This window comes from Pantoea dispersa (assembly GCF_014155765.1).
Taxonomy (GTDB): Bacteria; Pseudomonadota; Gammaproteobacteria; order Enterobacterales; family Enterobacteriaceae; genus Pantoea; species Pantoea dispersa.
Map to the genome: position 1 here is coordinate 539,831 of NZ_SCKT01000002.1, position 14,463 is coordinate 554,293.

At 58.7% G+C, this 14,463-nt stretch carries 15 protein-coding genes and 1 riboswitch; of the genes, 8 read left to right on the top strand and 7 right to left on the bottom strand.

The features are described 5' to 3' along the window. Position 1: 1 nt before the first annotated feature. From H7K56_RS09325 to H7K56_RS09350, 6 genes are all read left to right on the top strand, one after another. Positions 2-1,231: a M20 family metallopeptidase gene (locus tag H7K56_RS09325; protein ID WP_150360165.1), complete on the top strand. Its 1,230-nt coding sequence runs from the start codon at positions 2-4 to the stop codon at positions 1,229-1,231. After that, entirely contained in the window at positions 1,228-2,343 is a 1,116-nt protein-coding gene (locus H7K56_RS09330; protein WP_150360166.1) for a M24 family metallopeptidase, read from the top strand. The genes H7K56_RS09325 and H7K56_RS09330 overlap by 4 nt, the downstream gene beginning before the upstream one ends. Positions 2,344-2,357: 14 nt before the next feature. Continuing rightward, complete coding sequence (ddpX, locus tag H7K56_RS09335) at positions 2,358-2,948, top strand: D-alanyl-D-alanine dipeptidase (RefSeq protein WP_150360167.1); 591 nt, start codon at positions 2,358-2,360, stop codon at positions 2,946-2,948. A 74-nt stretch (positions 2,949-3,022) separates the two neighbouring features. After that, a riboswitch (TPP riboswitch) is annotated at positions 3,023-3,152 on the top strand. 68 nt (positions 3,153-3,220) lie between these two features. Next, positions 3,221-4,330 carry a LuxE/PaaK family acyltransferase gene (locus H7K56_RS09340; RefSeq protein WP_150360168.1) on the top strand — a complete coding sequence of 370 codons (1,110 nt, stop codon included), beginning with the start codon at positions 3,221-3,223 and terminating at the stop codon, positions 4,328-4,330. Further along, positions 4,327-5,775: an acyl-CoA reductase gene (locus H7K56_RS09345; RefSeq protein WP_150360169.1), complete on the top strand. Its 1,449-nt coding sequence runs from the start codon at positions 4,327-4,329 to the stop codon at positions 5,773-5,775. Before H7K56_RS09340 ends, H7K56_RS09345 begins: the two co-directional genes overlap by 4 nt. Before the next feature lie 19 nt (positions 5,776-5,794). After that, positions 5,795-6,568 carry an SDR family oxidoreductase gene (locus H7K56_RS09350; RefSeq protein ID WP_150360170.1) on the top strand — a complete coding sequence of 258 codons (774 nt, stop codon included), beginning with the start codon at positions 5,795-5,797 and terminating at the stop codon, positions 6,566-6,568. 59 nt (positions 6,569-6,627) lie between these two features. Here H7K56_RS09350 and H7K56_RS09355 read toward each other — a convergent pair whose 3' ends face one another. Together H7K56_RS09355 and H7K56_RS09360 are read right to left on the bottom strand one after the other, a co-directional pair. Next, positions 6,628-6,960 carry a four-helix bundle copper-binding protein gene (locus tag H7K56_RS09355; protein WP_058758661.1) on the bottom strand — a complete coding sequence of 111 codons (333 nt, stop codon included), beginning with the start codon at positions 6,958-6,960 and terminating at the stop codon, positions 6,628-6,630. Between the two features lie 492 nt (positions 6,961-7,452). Further along, positions 7,453-7,617 carry a con-10 family general stress protein gene (locus tag H7K56_RS09360; protein ID WP_010615780.1) on the bottom strand — a complete coding sequence of 55 codons (165 nt, stop codon included), beginning with the start codon at positions 7,615-7,617 and terminating at the stop codon, positions 7,453-7,455. 491 nt (positions 7,618-8,108) lie between these two features. Here H7K56_RS09360 and H7K56_RS09365 point away from each other — a divergent pair, with 491 nt between their 5' ends. Continuing rightward, positions 8,109-8,615, top strand: a complete 507-nt coding sequence (locus tag H7K56_RS09365) for a YciE/YciF ferroxidase family protein (RefSeq protein ID WP_041387188.1) — start codon at positions 8,109-8,111, stop codon at positions 8,613-8,615. An 18-nt stretch (positions 8,616-8,633) separates the two neighbouring features. Here H7K56_RS09365 and H7K56_RS09370 read toward each other — a convergent pair whose 3' ends face one another. Together H7K56_RS09370 and hpxD are read right to left on the bottom strand one after the other, a co-directional pair. Beyond that, positions 8,634-9,596 carry a PDR/VanB family oxidoreductase gene (locus H7K56_RS09370; protein ID WP_150360171.1) on the bottom strand — a complete coding sequence of 321 codons (963 nt, stop codon included), beginning with the start codon at positions 9,594-9,596 and terminating at the stop codon, positions 8,634-8,636. A 10-nt stretch (positions 9,597-9,606) separates the two neighbouring features. Further along, a complete protein-coding gene (gene hpxD, locus H7K56_RS09375; RefSeq protein WP_150360172.1) occupies positions 9,607-10,638 on the bottom strand; it encodes a molybdenum cofactor-independent xanthine hydroxylase subunit HpxD in 1,032 nt (343 codons plus the stop codon). A gap of 137 nt (positions 10,639-10,775) precedes the next feature. Here hpxD and H7K56_RS09380 point away from each other — a divergent pair, with 137 nt between their 5' ends. Beyond that, positions 10,776-11,702 carry a LysR family transcriptional regulator gene (locus tag H7K56_RS09380; RefSeq protein WP_150360173.1) on the top strand — a complete coding sequence of 309 codons (927 nt, stop codon included), beginning with the start codon at positions 10,776-10,778 and terminating at the stop codon, positions 11,700-11,702. A gap of 6 nt (positions 11,703-11,708) precedes the next feature. Here H7K56_RS09380 and H7K56_RS09385 read toward each other — a convergent pair whose 3' ends face one another. The 3 genes from H7K56_RS09385 to H7K56_RS09395 all read right to left on the bottom strand — a co-directional run bounded on the left by H7K56_RS09385 (position 11,709) and on the right by H7K56_RS09395 (position 14,330). Then, a complete protein-coding gene (locus H7K56_RS09385; protein WP_220496546.1) occupies positions 11,709-13,034 on the bottom strand; it encodes an MFS transporter in 1,326 nt (441 codons plus the stop codon). A gap of 268 nt (positions 13,035-13,302) precedes the next feature. After that, complete coding sequence (map, locus tag H7K56_RS09390) at positions 13,303-14,088, bottom strand: type I methionyl aminopeptidase (RefSeq protein WP_150360174.1); 786 nt, start codon at positions 14,086-14,088, stop codon at positions 13,303-13,305. Continuing rightward, on the bottom strand, positions 14,085-14,330 hold the full coding sequence (locus H7K56_RS09395) for a ParD-like family protein (RefSeq protein ID WP_010615787.1): 246 nt from the start codon (positions 14,328-14,330) through the stop codon (positions 14,085-14,087). Before H7K56_RS09395 ends, map begins: the two co-directional genes overlap by 4 nt. Between the last annotated feature and the right edge of the window lie 133 nt (positions 14,331-14,463).

Below are 14,463 nucleotides of genomic sequence, written 5' to 3' on the forward strand. Positions count from 1 at the left end.
CATGAACCCTGAAGAGTTAATTCATCACATCGATCGTGAATACTGCCTCGCTTTCCTGGCAAAAATGGTGCAGCACAAAAGTTACAGTGCCACCGAGGGCGAGCGCGAATTAGCCCGCTATATGGCAGAACAGATGGCGCAGCTCGGGCTGGAGACGGAACTGCAGCCGGTGGCCGGCGATCGGCTGAACGCTATTGGGCGGCTGGCCGGCAGCGGAGGCGGCCACAGCCTGCTGTTCAACGGTCATCTTGATACTAACCCGGTCACCGAAGGCTGGACCGTCGATCCCTGGGCGGGAAAAATCGACGAGCAGTTTATTTACGGCATCGGCGTTTCTAACATGAAAGCGGGCGATGCCGCCTATTTCTGCGCGCTAAAGACGTTGATTGATGCCGGCGTGAAGCTCAGGGGCGACGTGATCCTTACTTATGTGGTCGGCGAGTTACAGGGCGGCATCGGTACGCTGGCGGCGATTGAGCAGGGCGTACGCGCCGACTATTTCATCAATGCCGAACCCACGGATTTACAGGCACTGACCATGCATGCCGGCTCGCTGATGTTCACCATTGAACTGACCGGCGATACGCGCCATCTGTCAAAGCGTGAGGAGGCGGTCGACGCGATTGCGGCGGCGGTCGAACTGATTCCGCAGATCAATAACATCACTTTCAGCGGAGCGAAAAGTGCAGAACACCGCAAAATTAACCGTGGCCATATTGGCACCGTACACGGTGCGCTGGGGCGTGATTTGCAGGAGTGGCGGCCGCCGCAGGTCGCGGATTTTGTCCGCCTGAAAGGCTCCGCCCGCTTTGCGCCGGGGCAAACAGTGGACGGTGTGCTGGCCGATCTGCAGGCCCTGCTGGATGCACTGTGCCAGCGCTATCCGGGTCTGCAGGCGCAGCTGTTCGATGACGGCCTGCGCGATAAACCCACCATGCTGCCGTTTGAGGTGTCGCCGGAATCGCCAATCGTTAAAGCGGTCAATCGCGGCTGGCAGACCGTGCGCGGCACGCCGCAGCCCACCGGGGTGATCACGCCGCCCGCCTTCTACGGTACCGATGCGGCGCACCTGTATCAGCATGCGGGCATGGAGGGCATCGTGTGCGGGCCCGGCGGCAAGTACAACACCATGCCGGACGAGCGCGTCGAGATCAGTGAGTTTCTCGATATGGTGCGCATCTATTTGCTGGCGATCCTCGACATCTGCCAGCCGGTTGAACCGGCGTCATGATCGCCGACGCGCTGTCACGGCTGCGCAGCGCCATGCTCGCCGCCGACATTGAGGTGATGCTGATCGATCATGGCGAACTGCTGGCATGGTTAACCGGTTATACCGTGTCGGAAACGCGTTATCGTGCCTGTCTGGTGCCGTTGCAGGACGAACCGTGGATGGTGCTGCGCCAGCTGGATGCCGCGCCGTGCCGCGCGCAGTCACCGCAGCTGGCGATTGACGCGTACCGTGATGAAGACGATCCGTGGCTGGCGGTGGCGCAAAGCCTGACGCGGCGCGGCTATCAGCGGGCGCGGCTGGGCGCGGATTATGCATCCTACGGCATGACGGTACACAGCTGGCAGCAGCTGGCGCGCCATCTGCCCGGGGTGCGCTGGTGTGATGTCAGCGGCATCAGCGACCGGCTGCGCAGCGTCAAATTTCAGGCTGAAATCGCCAGCTTACGCCAGGCCGCCAGCATTGCCGATGCCACGCTGGCCCAGCTGAGTGCGCAGGTGCAGGGCGGCTGGCGCGTGCGTGATGTCGCCGCGCTGGCGGCGGCACAATTTCTGCGGCTTGGCGCTGACAGCGGTGAAACCGGACCGATTGTTATCGCCAGCGGCGACAGCGGATTTTTGCATGCCAGCGGCCATGAGCAGCGTCTGCAAGCGGGCGATGTGCTGCACGTTGAGCTGATCCCAAAAGTGCGGCACTACAGCGCGCGCCTGATGCGTCCGCTGATTGTCGGTGAAATCTCTGCGGCGCGCGCGGCGCTGGCACAACAGCTGATCGCCATTCAGGATCGCCAGCTGCGGGCGATGAAGCCGGGTGTTGCGGCCTGTACGGTGGATGCCGTCGCGCGCGAGGCGGTGCTCAGCGCCGGGCTGCGTGACGATTACAGCAACATCACCGGTTATGCGCTGGGTCTGTATACGCGCACCCCGCGTCCGAGCGATTTCAGCTGCTGTTTTCATCCTCAGGCGCCGTGGTTACTGGAGGAAAACATGGTATTTCACATGTATATTTCAGCGCAGGGCCTCGCCTTCAGTGAAACCGTGCGCGTCACGGCACAGGGCGCAGAGCGACTCACCACGCTGCCGCGCCAGCCGTTTACGCTGCCGGCTAACAATTAACAGGATGATGTACAGTGCAGGACGTTGAATTAATCGATTTGGCTGCCACCTTGCCGGGCCTGATGTTTGATCTGAAGTACGCCACCGCCGATAACATCGCCGGGTATGCTATTTATCGCGACGCGCAGGCGCTGCTGCATCCGGATGCCGCCGCCGCGCTGCGCCGCAGCAGTGACATCGCCCGGCTGGCGGGGTTCCGCCTGCTGGTGCTGGACGCGTATCGTCCGCAGCAGGCGCAGTGGCACTTGTGGGATGCCTGTCCCGACGCGGATTATGTGGTGCCACCGGCGCGGGGCTCGAATCACAGCCGCGGCGTGGCGATCGATGTGACGCTGGTGGATGAGGCGGGCAACATTCTGGAGATGGGGACCGGGTTTGACGACATGACTGCTGAGTCGCACCCGTTCCATCCCAACGTGCCGCAGCAGGCGCAGCGCCATCGCCTGTTGCTGAACGCCATCATGCTCGGCGGCGGTTTTGTCGGCATGCCCACCGAATGGTGGCACTTTGAACTGCCGGATGCGCAAAACTATCCGCTGCTCAGCGATCGCTTTGCCTGCGTCAGTCGGGCTGATCGCGCTCCTATGAGTGATATTGCGCGTTAATAATCGCGTTGCTGAAGCGTGGGGGGCTGCGCCTTCCCGCCTTGACACGCCCTCCGTTCCGACCCCAGAATGCAGCTTGTTCCAAGGGGTGCCCTGTTAGAGGGCTGAGATTCTACCCGCGCGGCTGTCACGGCCGGCAACGTAGTGACCCTCTGAACCTGATCCGGCTAATACCGGCGTAGGGATGTGGAACCGGGGTCACTGCACGCCCTCATTCCCTCTTTGCGCCTTTCTGCGAATCCTGCGCATCACTCAGCCCCTGGCTGGCCGTTATGCCGCAGTCCAAAGAGGGCACCTTCATGACCGAAACGTCAATCATCGCCGCGCTGCTGGCGTTTATGCAGCGCGAAGAAACCACGGAAGCGGATTTCAACCAGCTGGCGCTGCAGCTGTTCGCGTGGCAATTCGAACACAATCTCCCTTACGCCCGTTTCGCCCGCCAGCGCGGCCGCACGCCGCTGACGGTAAAACAGTGGCGGCAGATTCCGGCGGTGCCGATTACGGCGTTTAAAGATCTGACGCTGAGCTGCCGTCCGGTCGCGGATATTCCCCACATCTTTATGACCAGCGGCACTACGGGGACCGGCCGGGGGCGCAGCTATCACCCGACGCTGGCGGTTTACGATCGCTCGATGCTGATCAATTTCCGCCAGCGCTTTATGGCCGGATATCCGCGCCTGCCGATGGCGATCCTGTTTCCACACAGCAGCGAGCTGCCCAACTCTTCGCTGGCCCATTATCTGACGCTGGCGATGCAAGAATGTGGCACGCCAGACAGCGAAGTGATGGTGGATGCGCAGGGGCTGAAACTGCCGCGTCTGATCGCCGCGCTGGAGCAGGCGCAGGCCAGCGGTCAACCCTATGCCCTGCTGGGTGCCAGCTACAGTTTTGTTCACCTGCTGGACGAACTGGCGCGTCAGCAGCGGCGTTTCAGGCTGCCGCCGGGCAGCCGCATCCTCGACACCGGGGGTTTTAAGGGCCAGTCGCGTGAAGTGGCGGCGGAAGCGTTTTATAGCGCGCTGCAGCAGACGCTCGGCGTGCCACGTTCGCACTGCATCAATATGTACGGCATGACTGAACTCAGCACCCAGTTTTACGATGCCGGCAATGAAATCTGCCCGCCGGTGAAATCCGGACCGCACTGGATCCGCACGCGCGTGGTCAATCCGCTGACCGGTGCGGACGTGCCGGAAGGGGAGACAGGCGTACTGGTGCATCACGATCTCGCCCATTTCAATTCTGTTTCCGCCATTCTGACCGAAGATGCCGGCGTGATGGTGCCCGGCGGGTTTCAGCTGCTGGGCCGCGTCGCGGGCGCCGATGCCAAAGGCTGCTCGCTGGCGATGGAATCGTTTCTCGCTGCTGCGCAGGCACGGGCATGAAAGTGTATGCCGGCCATCTGCCGGGCATCCGCCACAGCGAGGTGGCGTGGCACAGCCTGCACTTTGGCCAGCAAGGCAGCACGCTGGAAGTGTGCGTGCCGGTGCTGTCCGAGGCGCAGATTGCCACGCTGGCGGCCAGCGTACGCGATAACGCGCGCCGCTACCTGCACACCCTGAGCGTAGCGCGCATCACCGCGTTGATTGATGAAGCCATCGCGCACCTGCTTGACCGTTCGCACCCGGTGCGCCAGCAGGCGGAGCGGTTGCTGCCGCTGGTTACCGGCTATGACGCCGAGATGCTGCGGCTCGGTTTAACCGGCTATCTCAAAACCTTCCGTGAACCGCAGCTGCGGCGTTTTCTGGCGGAAGATTTCGGCAACGTGCAGATGCTGGACGATTTTCAGCCGCGGCCAAAAGGCGGCTTTGCCCGCGCGTTTGGTCCGCAGCTGTTGCTGCAGGTCTGGGCCGGCAATGTGCCGGGTTTGCCACTGTGGAGCCTGATTGCCGGCCTGCTGGTGAAGGCGGGAAGCGTGGGCAAAGTGGCGAGCGCTGAGCCGCTGATGGCGGGCTGGTTCGCCCAGCTGCTGGCGGAGATCGATCCGCAGCTGGGCGACTGTCTGGCCGTTGTATGGTGGCAGGGCGGTGATGAACGCACTGAGCAGCAGTGGTTCCGCGAGGCAGACGTGGTGATGGCTTATGGCGGAGAAGCCGCGCTGACGGCGATGCAGCGGCGTCTGCCGCCAGCCACGCGCTTTCTGCCGCACGGCCACAAAATCAGTTTTGGCATGGTGGCGCGGTCGGCGCTGGACGTGCGGCGCGGTACGGCGCTGGCGCGTCAGGTGGCTTACGATGTGATGCGCTATGACCAGGCCGGCTGTTACTCGCCGCAGGCGCTGTTTATTGAGCGCGGCGGCCGGGTGTCGCCGCAGGAGTTTGCTGCTTACCTCGCTCATGAACTTGCCGCGCTGGCACAGCGCTATCCGCGCGCGACGCTGACGCTGGGTGAAAGTCAGGCTGTGGCCGCGTGGCGCAACGCGGAGGAAATGCGTGCGCTGAGCGGTGACCGCACGCTGTACGGTGATGAGCACGATGCCTGGGCGGTGGTGTACGTCGACAAGCCGGAGCCGTTACAACCGGGCGCGCTCGGACGCACGCTGAAGGTGATTGCCGTGGATACGCTGGAGGAGACGGTAAGCTGGGTAGCCGCGCAGCGCGCGTATCTGCAAAGCGTTGGCCTCGCGGCCGCGCCCGAGGTGCTGTTTCGGCTGGCGGCGCAGCTCGGTGCGGCGGGCGTCACGCGCATCACGGCGCTGGGTAACATGACTTCACCGGAGGCGGGCTGGCATCACGATGGCCGTTTTAGCCTGCTGGATCTGGTCACCCTGTGCGAAATCGAACAGGCGGCGGAAACCGCCGCTGAACACTATGCGCCCTATCTTGACTGAGCGGGCGTGGAGAAACGCAATGAAATTCAGCAATCACACCGTGCTGGTGACCGGCGCCAGCCGCGGTATTGGCGCCGCCATTGCCCAGGCCTTTGCCGCCGAAGGCGCGTTTGTCGTGGTCAACTATTTACGTAATCACGACGCCGCTGCGCAGGTGGTGGCGGCCTGTGAAGCACAGGGCGGGGGGGCACTGGCGATTGCCGCCGATGTGACCTGTGCCGCACAGGTAGCCGATATGATGCAGCAGATCGACGCCGCCACCGGCCGACTGGATGTGGTGGTGAACAATGACTTCGCACCTTATCGCTTCGATCCGGACCAGCGCCAGCGCTTCTGGGAAACGTCCTGGTCCGCTTACCAGACGCAGTTTGATGGCGCAGTGAACGCCTGCTACAACGTGTGTCAGGCGGCCTTGCCGCTGATGCGCCGCCGCGCGCGCGGCAGTATCATCAATCTGGTGAGTGATTTGATCGCCCGGCCAGCGGTGGCTTATCACGACTATATCACCGCAAAAGCCGCGCTGACGGGCTTTAGCCGGACGCTGGCGGCCGAACTGGGGGCGCTGGGCATTCGGGTGAACTGCGTGGCGCCGGGACTGGTGTATCCCACCGATGCCAGTCAGCATACGCCAGAAGCGGTACGCCATGCGCTGACGGCGCAAACGCCGCTGGGACGACTGGCGCGCGCTGCGGATATCGCCGGGCCGGTGCTGTTTCTGGCATCAGCGTGGAGCGAATTTGTCACCGGCCAGACGCTGTATGTCGATGGCGGGTTGGTGATGCAGGACCATTAAGCCAGGTCGCCAGTCGCTGCACTGGCGACCTGCCACCGCCCTCCCGGTACCTCTATCCGTTATTCCGCCATGCCCACCGTCATGCAGCTATCTGCGCACTGCAGGCAAATTTCAGCACAGGTCTGACAGTGCGGATGCTGGTGCTTCTGGCACTCCCAACCGGCCAGCTGACAGGCCATCGACGTAATGGTACAGAGCTGCTCGCTCAGTTCACTCTGGGCAGCCAGCAGTTGGGCGGTTACGCGACACAGCGCCGCGCACTGCTGATTCAGGCTAATGCAGACGCTCATCTCACTGGCGTCAGCGTCCAGCAGACAAGCCGCCGCACAGTGGTCGCAGGCGGTCGCGCAGCGATAGCACAGCGCGATACAGTCATTGAGTTCAGCGTTCATGGGTTTCCTTAGCGTCAGGGTAAAACGACGCATATGTGAGCCTGAAGAGAGAATTTAGCTAAAACAGAGGGGATATCAAGTGGATAGCGGCGGATTAACCCCGGTAAGGTGCATCGCAGATGCAATTATCCCTTTAATAATGCGGAGTTAGCTAATTGTAAGCTTGTGTATATATCAGCGCCGATAATAAAAACCGCTTAAATAAAAGTGTACAAGTCCGTGTGGCTTGTACAAATATAGCCGCTGCGGATTTGTTAGTTAAATAAGCAATGGTTTAAATTCGTGGTAAATAAACGATGCAATTGAGACATTATAAGCGAAGCGGTAAATGCTGCCGGATCGCTGAAGATTTGATCGATTAATTGTTTTCCAGCGAGAAAATTACTCTCCTGACAAGGTTTATCACGCATTTAAGCGAAGCGTAAACACAATGTCAGGAGAGTGTGGTGCCAAAGGTTATCGAGGTTAAATCAGTATTAAGAGGGGAAAGTCTTATTTACGACGACTGATCTTTCCTCCCTTCCTGCCGGCTTCAATGGCACGCTGTGGATCGTTCTTAAAGTTACCGCCACTGACCTGACCACCCTTGCGGCCTGCTTCAGCCGCGCGCTCCTTATCGGCTGCGAAGTTGCCTGAACCCCCACGACGTTGCGTCACTTTTTCTTCCTCTTCAGGTTTCTTCTTTGGATCCTTCATTTTTTTCCTCTCAGTTCATACCCGCATGAAGCAAAAATAAATGTAGCGATGTTTTTACCATAATCAAGCCAGGAATAATCTTAACTTTTAATTTACAGCACGTTGGTTGTTTAACTATGAGTCAATTCCAGCTGATTTATTCCGGCAAAACATCTGGGGTGGAATTGTTAACATTTTACTTTCATAAAGGGAAGCATTCTTTTAGCGCCGCTAATGTGATTCGATGAGGTTATGACAATTATCCGCTGTCGCAATTCTTAAAAACCTTTCTTGCACAGCTGCGCTTACTTGCTACGTTTAATTAAGTTGTTCGCCTGGACTTAATTAGCGCTTCGCTTATTTTCAGATAAACAGCCTGAAAGCGATGAGGTAAGAGCGTGCTGCCGGCTCAGTGACGAGCATCCAACGCGGCTGATGTGCCTGGCCGGTGTCACTTTACTTTGGAGCGAAACATGACGAAGGAATCTGTGTATCTGGACTGGCTGCGCGATGCGCATGCTATGGAAAAACACGCGGAAAGCTTGTTGAAAGCGGCGGTGTTGCGCCTGACGGAGCATCCCGCGTTGCAGACGCGCCTTGAGCAGTATCTTGAGCAAAGTCGTGAACAGCAGCAGCAGGTGAAAACGCTGCTGCGCCAGTATGACAGCAGCTGGTCGGTGCTGAAGGAGTCGTTAGGCCGGATGTCGGCGGTCGGTCAGGCCGCCAGCGACATGCTGCAGGATGAAGAGGGCATCCGTGTGGCCGTCAGCAGCTACGTGTTCTGTAACTATAAAATCGCCACCTACTCGACGTTGCTGGTGGCCGCAGAGCAGGCGGAAGAGGGGGAGGATGTCAGGATCGTGCGGCGCATCCTGCAGCAGGAAAGCCAGATGGCCAGCAGGCTGCTGCAGCTGCTGCCACAGGCGGCAGAAGAAGCCATTGTGCTGCGCACGGAACCTGAGCTTTCCGGCACGGATTAAGTCATCCTGCGGCGCGCCCTAGAGATCAATCACCAGTTCCGCCGATTTGCTGCGCGAGCAGCACAAGGCGATATACTGCTCCGGGGCGCTTTTTTCGCTGTCAGACTGCACGGTATCGCGGTGATCGATCTCTCCGGCGGTGACCCGCGTCAGGCAGGCGCCGCACATGCCCATCTCGCAGGAGAGCGGAACGTCCACGCCATGCTCCAGCAGCACCGTGGCAATGGTTTTGTCAGGCGGAATGGTACATTGCTGCCCACTGCGTGCCAGCGTCACGGTAAAGCCCTCTTCCGCGCCAGCCGTGCGGGCGACAGGTTTGAACGCTTCAGCGTGAATATTGGCGCTGTCCCAGCCGCGCGCCAGCGCCTGCTGCTGCATGTGCGTCATAAACCCTTCCGGCCCGCACAGGTACAGATGCGTGTCGGCGGCAGCATCAAGCAGTTCCGCCGGTGGATAATCACGGGCGCTGCGGCCTTCGCTGCTGTACCAGATTTCACAAAATCCATGCTGAAAACGCTGCGCCAGTTCGGCGGCAAAAGCTTCATCACCGCGCTGGCGCACAAAATAATGCAGCACAAAAGGCACGGCAGCGGCCTCCAGCGCCAGCGCCATGGCGTACAGCGGCGTAATGCCAATTCCGGCCGCCAGCAAAATGACTTTAGTGGCCGGTTGCAGAGGAAACAGGTTGCGCGGTGGCGAAATCGCAATCGTCTGGCCGGGGCGCAGCGTGTCGTGCACGTAGCGTGATCCCCCGCGTGATTGCCCGTCGCGGGCAATACAGATTTGATAGCCGCGCGCGTCATCGCAGCGTCCGGTCAGTGAGTACTGACGTATCAGACCATCACGCAGGTGGACATCAATGTGCGCACCCGGTTGCCAGTCCGGCAGCGGCTGGCCATTTTCCGCCACCAGCGTGACGCTGAGATTGTGACGTCCCTGACGGTACAGGCCATCCACCACCACATTCAGCAGATCACTCATCGTTGCCTCCTTACACCAGGAAAAATTCGCCGAAGCCCATGCGCTTCAGGCCGCGGCGATAAGCAATGGAGCTGCGATCGGCCGGAATATGCGCTTCCAGAGCGAGGTCAAGCGGCAAACGCTCCGGCTGCTGGGTTTCCACCATCAGGCGATCTTCCTCGAACACGCGCTGATTGAAGGCGTGCACCTCTTCGACCGGGATGTGCAGGTCAAAATTACGCGCGATGGGCGCAAACATCCGCGTTTTGCGCGCCGACACCGGCGACGCGGCATTCATGATCACCAGGCGCGATTCGCCGGGGAAATGAATGGTCAGCGTGGCGGTAAACGGCAGATGCATCTCGAAATGACGCAGCCAGCTAAATCCTTCCGGCGCCTGCTGCGGACTGTCAGCGGCAAAGTTACTCACTGAACTCCAGTAATCTACGGCAAAACCGGTCTCGGTTTCGACCGGGTTATAGGCAGGCACTACCTGGTTGTTGGGATCGGCGAAGGTTTCCGTGTGCACCCAGGCGAAGTGCGCCACATCCAGAAAACCTTCCACCTGACGTCCGGCAAAGCCGTTGACGTCAAAACCGGGGCAGTTGATCTGTTGAAAACCTGCATCATCCCAGTGCGGCATGGTGGGCAGCGGCGCGGGCTGGTCAGCATCCGGCGCGAGGCACACCCAAATCAGCCCAAAGCGCTCTTCCACCGCGTAACTGATCAGATTGAGCTTGGCCGGAATCGGCTGGTCGGGGCTGGACGGGATGCGATTGCAGCGGCCACCGGCACCGAAGCGCAAGCCGTGATAAGGGCAAATGATACCCTCTTCATCATGAAAACCCAGCGTCAGCGGGACGCCACGATGCGGGCAAACGTCGCGTGCCGCTACCACCTGACCCTGCAGACGATACAGCACCAGCTGCTCGTCAAGCAGCACCGCTTTGGTCGGTGCGCCGGCGATATCACAGGAACGGGCAACCGGATGCCACTGACGCGCCAGACGCAGCCAGTCATCAGGTTCAAACGTGCAGTGTGCGGGAGGCGTAATGTTATTCATGCTGTTGTCCTGTCAGGTGCTCACACAAGGCGTAATAGAAGGCTTCATTTTTGTCAGGACATTGTTAATATGCTTGCCTGTGCAAATCCATCAGCAAGAATGCAGCCAGGTGTTGCAAAAAACCGTACAGGTGAGCAATGAGCCCGTTTTCCCGCTTTGCCGTCTATTTTGCCGAAGTGGCGCGCAGCGGCAGTTTGCGCAAAGCCGCTGAGCAGCTGCACGTTTCCGCTTCCGCCATTAACCGGCAGATTCTGCAGGCGGAAGAGAGTTTTGGTACGCCGCTGTTTGAGCGTTTGCCGGAAGGGCTGCGCATGACCACCGCCGGAGAATTGCTGTATGACGATGTGATGCGCTGGCAGCGTGAGTTTCGCGTCACGCGGCAGCGTTTCGATGATATACAGGGACTCAAGCGCGGTAACGTCACGGCCGGGCTGGTGCAGTCGCTGACCAAAGGCAGCGTGGCAGACGCCATCGCCGATATCGCACGCCAGCATCAGTGGCTGCGGCTGGAGCTGACGGTGGACAACAGCCACTGCATCAGCCAGATGATTCGCCAGTCGGAAATCGATTTTGGCCTGATTCTCGATCCCGCCGGGCAGAGCGGACTGGAAGTGCTGGCGTTTGCCGAACTGGAGATGGGCGTGGTGATGGCCGCTGACCATCCGCTCAGCACGAGGCCGCTGCTGTCGCTCAGCGAACTCAGTCATGAGCGACACATTGTGCCTGGTGCCGCGCTGGTGGTCCATGAACGTGTCGATGCGCTGTACCGCAAGCAGGGCCTGGCGCCGGAAAACATTATCGCCTGTAATGACATCCGCCTGATTCGCAGCCTGATTGCGCAGGGCACCGGCATCAGCGTGCTGAGCCTGCTGGACGTGATGACCGAGGTGCAGGAGAACCAGCTCTGCTTTGTACCGCTCAGGCACAGCGTGATGCGACCGCTGACCCTGGCGCTGTGTACTGCGCCGTCGCGCCAGCTGTCGCGGGCGGCGCAGATGGTGATTCAGCGCATGACTGAGGTGATAGAGGCGATGGCCAGTGTCAGGCCCGCAGGCGGGCCGTAATCACGTTCAGTGCCCGGTTTCGGCATGCGGTGCGCGGGTTTTGCTGGCACCGGCACCGCCCGATGGACGGGCGATAATAATACCGAGAATACCGCCGGCAATCAGCGCCATCGCCACAATCAGCAATCCTGAGTGATAACTTTGCGTCGCATCTTTCATTTTTCCCAGCAGCGGCGGTAAACCCAGTCCGACAAAGTTTGCCACCGTATTGATAAAGGCAATCGATGCCGCAGCGGCTACGCCAGCTAATTTTTCTGTGGTCACGGCCCAGAATATTGGCGTCAGGGCAAAGTTAAGCCCGACGGTCAAGACCAGCAAAATATAGGCGAGCAGCAGGCTGCCCGAATAAATCGCGCCGGTTAATGCCAGGCCCGATAAAATTAATGGCAAACCCATATGCCAGGCGCGTTCACCGCTACGATCGGAATGGCGTCCGTTTAAATACATAAATACGCAGGCCATCACAAAGGGCAGGGCGGATAACAGGCTGATAATAAAATTGCTCTGCTCTGCGGCCATGCTTTTAATAATCAACGGCATGAACAGCGTAATGCCGATGGAACCGAACGCCTGTAAAAACCACACCAGACTAAGCAATAACACCGTACGATCTTTTAATGCCTGCAGCCAGGAGTGGTTCTTATTCAGGGTAACACCCAGATTGTCCTGTTCGAGGCGCTGACGCAGCCAGTGTTTTTGCGGTGTAGTTAACCAGACAGCATCGTCGGGCTTATCGGGTAAGCGCCACAGCACCAGACAACCAAGCACCACTGCGGGAATGCCTTCCAGCGCGAAAAGCCAGCGCCAGCCTGCGATATCGGCAATGCCATGCATATTGAGAATGGCACCGGAAATGGGCAGACCAATAATCGACGCGCCCACCGATCCCATATAAAAGAAAGACATTGCACGTGCGCGGTTACTTTTAGGGAACCAACAGGAAATATAATAGATAATACCCGGCGCAAAACCGGCTTCGGCCATACCGAGTAAAAAACGCATCACATATAACTGATTGGCGCTATGAACCAGCGCCATGCCGGTACTGACAATACCCCAGGTAATCATAATGCGCGCTATCCAGCGCCGGGCGCCGACTTTGGTCATTATGACATTACTGGGAATTTCAAACAGAATGTAGGAAATATAGAACATGCCGACACCGAGGCCGTACATGCTGGTGGTAAGCCCGAGATCGGCATTCATTTGCAGCGCAGCGATAGAGATATTGGTTTTATCGAGATTAGCGACAAAATAACAGATCACGATAAACGGGATGATGCGCTTATTTAATTGACTCAACGTAGAACCAGAAACATCGGAACTTATCATATCCACCTCGTCACGCAGCATTCCGCCACTCCGCGCCGGCAGACGGGCGCAAGGGTAGCGATGTCATGAATGATCTGTTTCGCTTGCTAAGCAATAAATGAAGTGCAGCCGAAAATAAAAATCATTTTATTTCGGCCACGCGGCAGCATTAACTATGCCGATAGTGATATTGCACATGAGCGATATAAATCGTCATGAGTTAGCAGTGTAGTACAATCTATTTTGATTGTACTACAATAGAGATCACAGATTAGACGATTGGCAGGCGTTAAACGATCGCGGCGTAATCACCGGTACCCTCCGGCCAGGGTGTGAGCAGGTCGAAGCCGGTATCCGTGACGGCGACAGTGTGCTCCCACTGCGCGGACAGGGAGCGATCTTTGGTCACCACCGTCCAGCCATCGGACAGCACGCTGGTGCCCGCTTTACCGGCGTTAATCATGGGCTCAATGGTAAAAATCATGCCAGCCTGCAGCGCCAGCCCCTGGCCCGGCGTGCCGTAATGCAGGATTTGTGGATCGCCGTGGTAGATCTCGCCAACGCCGTGACCGCAATACTCGCGGACCACGGAAAACCCGGCCTTTTCAGCGACCTGCTGAATAGCCGCACCGATATCGCCCAGCGTTGCACCGGGTTTCACCACCCGAATGCCTGCCACCATTGATTCATACGTCACGTCAACCAGGCGCTTAGCGCGTACCGAAGGCTGACCGACGAAATACATGCGGCTGGTGTCGCCGTACCAGCCGTCTTTGATGACCGCCACGTCGATATTGACGATGTCGCCGTCTTTGAGCTTTTTCTCGCCCGGAATCCCGTGGCACACCACGTGATTAACCGAGGTGCAAACGGTACGGGTGTAACCCTGATAGCCAATGTTAGCCGGAATGACCTTTAGCTCATTGACAATATAGTCATGACAGCGGCGATCCAGTTCATCGGTGGTAACGCCGGGTTTCACCCAGGGCGCGATCATCTCGAGGACTTTGGCGGCGTCGTGACCGGCGGCACGCGCCCGTTCAATCTCTTCAGCGGTATGCAGTTTAATACTCATTGCGCGATTCCCTGCGGAATAAAGGAAGGTTGGTCAAGCAGCTGCGCCAGTTCAGCGCCGCCATCACGTTCGACCCGCATCAGCAGGCGTGTCAGTTCCTGATGGCTGAGCTGCGGATAAAGTTCGGCCAGCATGCCGATTTTCATCCAGTGCTCCGCCTGCGCGTTGATCGAACGACTGAGCGCCGTGCTGGCGATGCGCAGATTCTCATGCATTAAATCCGAAATTTTGACGATACCCATGGCTGGCCTTTATATGAAACGTATATGCTATGTATATAGCATATCCACAACGGCATGATTTGCAAGTTCAGATTTTCGCCTGTTCGTAAATTTGCGGAATTTGTCAGAAAATCAAATACATTGTTTAGACCAC

What these genes read in the sequence shown, in the direction of transcription:
- H7K56_RS09385 (WP_220496546.1), bottom strand. Translation starts at nt 13,034, where the DNA reads ATGATAAGTTCCGATGTTTCTGGTTCTACGTTGAGTCAATTAAATAAG.
- map (WP_150360174.1), bottom strand. Translation starts at nt 14,088, where the DNA reads ATGAGTATTAAACTGCATACCGCTGAAGAGATTGAACGGGCGCGTGCC.
- H7K56_RS09365 (WP_041387188.1), top strand. Translation starts at nt 8,109, where the DNA reads ATGACGAAGGAATCTGTGTATCTGGACTGGCTGCGCGATGCGCATGCT.
- hpxD (WP_150360172.1), bottom strand. Translation starts at nt 10,638, where the DNA reads ATGAATAACATTACGCCTCCCGCACACTGCACGTTTGAACCTGATGAC.
- H7K56_RS09355 (WP_058758661.1), bottom strand. Translation starts at nt 6,960, where the DNA reads ATGAACGCTGAACTCAATGACTGTATCGCGCTGTGCTATCGCTGCGCG.
- H7K56_RS09330 (WP_150360166.1), top strand. Translation starts at nt 1,228, where the DNA reads ATGATCGCCGACGCGCTGTCACGGCTGCGCAGCGCCATGCTCGCCGCC.
- H7K56_RS09350 (WP_150360170.1), top strand. Translation starts at nt 5,795, where the DNA reads ATGAAATTCAGCAATCACACCGTGCTGGTGACCGGCGCCAGCCGCGGT.
- H7K56_RS09340 (WP_150360168.1), top strand. Translation starts at nt 3,221, where the DNA reads ATGCCGCAGTCCAAAGAGGGCACCTTCATGACCGAAACGTCAATCATC.
- H7K56_RS09380 (WP_150360173.1), top strand. Translation starts at nt 10,776, where the DNA reads ATGAGCCCGTTTTCCCGCTTTGCCGTCTATTTTGCCGAAGTGGCGCGC.
- H7K56_RS09370 (WP_150360171.1), bottom strand. Translation starts at nt 9,596, where the DNA reads ATGAGTGATCTGCTGAATGTGGTGGTGGATGGCCTGTACCGTCAGGGA.
- H7K56_RS09395 (WP_010615787.1), bottom strand. Translation starts at nt 14,330, where the DNA reads ATGGGTATCGTCAAAATTTCGGATTTAATGCATGAGAATCTGCGCATC.
- H7K56_RS09345 (WP_150360169.1), top strand. Translation starts at nt 4,327, where the DNA reads ATGAAAGTGTATGCCGGCCATCTGCCGGGCATCCGCCACAGCGAGGTG.
- H7K56_RS09325 (WP_150360165.1), top strand. Translation starts at nt 2, where the DNA reads ATGAACCCTGAAGAGTTAATTCATCACATCGATCGTGAATACTGCCTC.